This is a genomic window from Vibrio sp. V42_P2S4T144 (genome assembly GCF_009904715.1).
GTDB classification, from domain to species: Bacteria; Pseudomonadota; Gammaproteobacteria; order Enterobacterales; family Vibrionaceae; genus Vibrio; species Vibrio alginolyticus.
Map to the genome: position 1 here is coordinate 1 of NZ_WXWS01000483.1, position 5,562 is coordinate 5,562.

Annotated in this window: 3 protein-coding genes; 1 reads left to right on the forward strand and 2 read right to left on the reverse strand. The window is 47.6% G+C overall.

Translation table 11 applies throughout. The annotated features are described in order from the left end of the window. Positions 1-240: 240 nt before the first annotated feature. Complete coding sequence (locus CAG68_RS16065) at positions 241-3,672, forward strand: PAS-domain containing protein (protein ID WP_161441359.1); 3,432 nt, start codon at positions 241-243, stop codon at positions 3,670-3,672. A gap of 91 nt (positions 3,673-3,763) precedes the next feature. Here CAG68_RS16065 and CAG68_RS16070 read toward each other — a convergent pair whose 3' ends face one another. Continuing rightward, complete coding sequence (locus tag CAG68_RS16070) at positions 3,764-5,149, reverse strand: class II fumarate hydratase (protein ID WP_158156977.1); 1,386 nt, start codon at positions 5,147-5,149, stop codon at positions 3,764-3,766. A gap of 18 nt (positions 5,150-5,167) precedes the next feature. Continuing rightward, positions 5,168-5,545: a hypothetical protein gene (locus tag CAG68_RS16075; RefSeq protein WP_005382370.1), complete on the reverse strand. Its 378-nt coding sequence runs from the start codon at positions 5,543-5,545 to the stop codon at positions 5,168-5,170. Positions 5,546-5,562 lie beyond the last annotated feature (17 nt).

The following is a 5,562-nucleotide window of genomic DNA, read 5'->3' on the forward strand; positions in this document are numbered from 1 at the left end:
GGCATGGCCGCGATGGGGTTATTGGCTCTGTTCATCAAGCTTGATTCGCAAGACCCACATCAGGTGGTTGATGTATCAGACAAGCCACTTGAAACACAGAATTAGACTTATGTAACAAAGGTTAAAAACTAAGCTTTGTCTCCGTTATCAAAGCAGTGTTAAATGAAACCTCTCCCTCATGGAGAGGTTTTTTTATTCTCTTGCTTTAAAAGTAGCAAGAAAGGCAAGAAAGGATATCGGATGCAAGGATGGCTGGTGGTTCCCGTTTCTTTAGCGTATTTGGGAGCTTTATTTATCATCGCGTGGTACGGCGACATTCAGAAAAGGTGGCTAGCACGCTGGCGGCCTTGGATTTATAGCCTTTCCATTGCGGTGTACTGTACATCATGGACCTTCTACGGCACGGTCGGGCAGGCCAGCAGTAATCCTTGGTCTTTCTTGCCCATCTATATTGCTCCCATTTTAGTGTTTACCATCGGATGGCGCGTTTTAGCTCGGCTTATTTTGATTGCTAAACGGGAACACATCACGTCGATTGCTGACTTTATCGGAGCACGCTACGGTAAATCCCAAGGTTTGGCCGTGGTTGTTACGCTCATAGCGGTTGCGGGAATTTTGCCGTACATCGCTTTACAGCTGCGTGGTATCACTATGGGGCTTGAAATCATTGCTCCAGAGCTGGCTACTGATTTTGGTTATCAAAATGATAGCGTGTCGTGGTTTGTTGTGGTCGCATTGGCGATTTTTACGATGCTATTCGGTACCCGCCACATTGATAACACGGAACACCATCGTGGGATGATGATGGCAATTGCCTTCGAATCCATTATCAAACTGCTGGCTTTTTTAGTGGTCGGTGTCTTCATTGTTTGGTTGGCGATGAACACCGAGAGTTTGAGCTTAATTGATGTTGCCGCACAGACGTATCAGTCACCAAATATCCCGACTATATTGATTCATACTGTACTCACCATGCTGGCGATCGTATGCCTTCCGCGACAATTCCATACGATGGTAGTGGAAAATGAACGTGCTCAAGATTTGCATGTGGCTCGTTGGTTGTTCCCCATTTATCTGATCTTAATGGGGATTTTTGTTTTACCTATTGCGTGGGTAGGGCAAGGTCTCTTGAGTGGCGCTTCGCCTGATACTTATGTCATCAGTGTGCCGATGTCGGTAGGGGCGAGTGAAATCGCCTTACTTGCGTTTCTAGGCGGTACTTCAGCGGCAAGTGGCATGGTTATCGTATCGACGATTGCTTTAGCGATCATGGTCTCGAATGACTTGGTTATGCCATTGCTATTGCGTCGCATGCGACTGACGCAGCGTAACCATCATCATTTTTCTGAATTATTACTGCGGATCCGCCGTGGTTTGATTTTAGTTTTGTTGATTGGCGCGTGGTGTTTCTATCAAGCGTTGGACACCATTCATTCACTTTCTGCTATCGGCTTTCTCTCGTTCGCGGCTATCACGCAATTCGCTCCTGCGCTGGTTGGCGGTATGTATTGGCGTCAAGGGAATAAGAAAGGTGTGTATGTCGGCCTCGCGGTGGGTTTTGCTACCTGGCTGATTACGTTAATGAGCCAAACAGACATGCTTGCCGGAGACGCCAGCAATAACTTCCTGATCTGGTTGATTACGCCACCAGAGGTATTGGCTAGTTTTGATATCGCGATTTCAGATTGGGGGATGATCCTCAGTGTGGTCGCTAATGCAGTGTGTTTTGTTGTGGTTTCTATGGCTACCCGACCAAGCCTAAGTGAGCGCTTACAATCGGCATCATTCGTTGGTACACCGTTGCCTGAAAGCGAAAATATGAGTCTGTACCAGAGCCGCGTTACGGTTGCAGAACTGGAAATGCTAGCGTCCAGATTTGTAGGACGAACGCGAGTTAAAGCGGCGTTTCAAGCCTACTGGAGCCAGCAACGAGAAGAGTTGATGCCGAATCAACAAGCGCCATCTTCTCTGATTCGGCATACGGAGCGTGTGCTAGCAGGGGTATTTGGTGCATCTTCTGCTAAGTTAGTACTTACTTCCGCTCTGCAAGGAAGAAACATGCAGCTTGAAGAGGTGGCGACTATCGTCGATGAAGCCTCTGAACTGTACGATTTTAGTCGGGGTTTACTCCAAGGCGCGATTGAGCATATTGGACAAGGTATTGCGGTCGTCGATAAGCAACTACGCTTGGTAGCGTGGAACCAACGCTATTTAGAACTCTTTGAATTTCCGCCAGGCCTGATTCAAGTAGGTCGACCGATTGCGGATGTGATTCGGCACAATGCAGAGCAGGGGTTGTGTGGCCCTGGTGACCCTGATGACCACGTTCGTCGCCGTGTTTATCACCTTGAGCAAGGAACTCGGCACACCTCTTCTCGGGTTCGTCCCAATGGTCGCGTGATAGAGGTGCAAGGTAACCCAATGCCAGGTGGTGGCTTTGTGATGAGCTTTACCGACATCACCGTATTCCGTGATGCAGAGCAAGCACTGAAAGACGCCAACGAGACATTGGAAGAAAGGGTACGTCTACGGACTCGAGAATTAGAACAACTTAACAAGCAGCTGGTGGAAGCGACGCAGCGCTCGGATTTGGAATCGAAGTCCAAATCACGGTTCTTGGCGGCAGTAAGCCATGACTTGATGCAACCGCTCAACGCGGCGCGTCTATTTGCATCTTCACTATCGGAAGTCGCCAAAGACAGCGAAGCCAAAAAGCTGTCAGCACACATTGAAAGTGCTTTAGAGGCTGCCGAAGACTTAATTGGAGATTTGCTGGATATCTCGCGTTTGGAATCGGGCAAGTTGGAAGTCAACGTGCATGGCTTTGCGTTAAATGATGTGTTATCGAATTTGAATGCTGAGTTTAGTGCGTTAGCCAAACAGCAAGGTATAGAGTTCACCATGATTCCGTCCTCACTCATGGTTAAGTCGGATCCCAAACTGCTGCGCCGTGTGGTGCAAAACTTCCTGACCAATGCGTTTCGTTATAACCCGAATGGCAAAGTCGCACTCGGTGTTCGCCGCGTGAAAGGGCGAGTGCGTATTGATGTATGGGATAATGGAGTGGGGATTGAAGAAGAGAAGCAGCAAGAGATTTTTGAAGAGTTTAATCGCGGAACTCAAGTTCGTTCCGACCAAGGCCTCGGACTTGGTTTGGCGATTTCGAAAGGAATTGCTCAGGTACTTGGGCATGAAATTTCGATGCGCTCTTGGGTTGGAAAAGGCAGTGTTTTTTCCATCACCCTAGATAAAGCTGATCATGTTCAGCTTCATCCAGTTCACGTGGCAATGAGTAAGCAATCTGAACTTGGTCATCTGAGAATCCTTTGTGTCGATAATGAGCCTGACATTCTAGTCGGCATGGAAAACTTACTTTCCCGATGGGGTTGCGATACACGAGTTGCGATTGATTTAGTTGAAAGTCTACAAGCGCTTGAGGATGGTTGGATTCCGGATGTAATTTTCTCCGATTACCGACTTGATGATGGTCGTACTGGTTTAGAAGTGCTACAGCAATGCCGCCTGAGATTAGGCCACAGCTTTGAAGGCGTCATCATCAGTGCAGATCGTACCGATGATATGCTTGATGGCATCAAAGCAAATGGGTTCAGCTTTATTGCTAAGCCAGTTAAGCCGCTTAAGCTGCGTTCGGTGCTCAATCGAGTCGCTTAGGATTGGAGTGTTTGAAAAATCGCTATAAAAAGAGACCTCCGAATGGAGGTCTCGATGTTTGTAATCTTAGTTGATAGGCTGAGTTTGCCGCTTATTCTGCGACGCCGCCTTGAGTCAGTTTGGCTGGATTAAGTAATCGCTCTAGTGTGGCTCTATCCAAATCAGTTTCTTCTTCCGCGACATCAATAATCGCGCGTCCCTGTTTGTAGGCTTTTTTCGCGACTTCTGCCGCTTTTAGGTAACCAATGACCGGGTTGAGAGCCGTGACCAAAATTGGGTTTTTGGCGAGTGCTACATCCAAGTTATCTTGGCGAACTTCAAACGTCGCAATGGCTTTGTTAGCTAAAGCGGTTGCGCTGTTAGAGAGTAACTCGATGCTCTCCAATACGTTATGAGCAATAACTGGCAGCATGACGTTAAGCTGGAAGTTGCCCGCTTGGCCTGCGACGGTAATGGTGGTGTCATTACCAATGACTTGCGCTGATGCCATAGCTGCGGCTTCTGGGATCACAGGATTTACTTTGCCAGGCATGATGGAAGAACCCGGTTGCAAGCCTTGTAATTCAATCTCACCTAAACCAGCCAATGGGCCTGAATTCATCCAACGAAGATCGTTTGCGATCTTCATGATCGCAACTGCTGCTGTTTTGAGCTGTCCCGACAGAGCGACGATCGCATCTTGACTGCTTAAATTGAAAAAGAAGTTATCACTGGCCGTGAACTGAATACGAGTTGACTGGGTTAGGTTGCTAGCGAATAAGTCTGCAAAGCGTGGATCGGCATTGATCCCCGTTCCAACCGCCGTACCACCTTGGGCTAAGGCTTTTACAGCAGGAAGAGCTTGTTCAATCGCTTGTTTTGCATGCTCGATTTGGAACTGCCAACCGCCAAGTTCTTGAGCAAAGGTAATTGGCATCGCGTCCATTAAGTGGGTGCGACCGGTTTTTACAACATCTTTCAATGCTTGCTGTTTAGACTCTAGTGTTTGGCTGAGGTGTGACAGGGCCGGGAAGAGCTGTTTTTCGATGGCTAATGCTGCGCTAACTTGAATGGCCGTTGGTACCACATCGTTGCTGCTTTGCCCCATGTTGACGTGATCATTAGGGCTGACAGTGCCGCCTAGATGCTGGGAGGCCAGTGTTGCAATTACTTCATTCGCATTCATATTTGAGCTAGTGCCAGATCCCGTTTGGAACACGTCAATTGGGAATTGCTCAATATGATTGCCTTCGATAATTGCTTGAGCTGCGTCAGCAATCGCGTTGGCAATATCTCCCTCAAGCAGCCCTAGCTGTGCGTTGGTGAGTGCCGCAGTCTGCTTGATGTGTGCTAACGCTTTGATAAAACCAGATGGCATTTTATGTTGACTGAATGAGAAGTTATCGACGGCGCGTTGAGTCTGGGCTTGGTAGAGAGCATCTGCAGGGACCGTTACTTCGCCCATACTGTCAGTTTCTATGCGGAATTCGGTGCTCATGGTAGGGATCCTTTTTGGTTAATCGAGTGAGATTTGAATCAGGCGTAATTGTTGTTGTAGTGCGAGAAATTTCACGTCGCCTTGTTCAAACTGGTAGTAATAGCGTTTGAGGCAAAATAATGGCGTATGGATAGAATCGAGACAGACACGACGGAAGATACGACTGCGAGTTGAGTCTTGAATTGCGTCTAGTAAATGGAAATAAACCTGACGTAAAAACAGCTCACACAACAATAGATTTTCTTCATCGGCATCGTGTTCATAACAGGAAGACAACACCATTCCCCAATGAATATAGTCATGAATCACGTCTGGCTCAAAGCCATGTGGTGCGGCGAGAAGGAATCTATCTTGGGCTTTAAAAAATGCGTTAAAGATGTCCCGTTTGTTGTCCATAACCACCTCTCATTAAG

What these genes read in the sequence shown, in the direction of transcription:
- CAG68_RS16065 (WP_161441359.1), top strand. Translation starts at nt 241, where the DNA reads ATGCAAGGATGGCTGGTGGTTCCCGTTTCTTTAGCGTATTTGGGAGCT.
- CAG68_RS16070 (WP_158156977.1), bottom strand. Translation starts at nt 5,149, where the DNA reads ATGAGCACCGAATTCCGCATAGAAACTGACAGTATGGGCGAAGTAACG.
- CAG68_RS16075 (WP_005382370.1), bottom strand. Translation starts at nt 5,545, where the DNA reads ATGGACAACAAACGGGACATCTTTAACGCATTTTTTAAAGCCCAAGAT.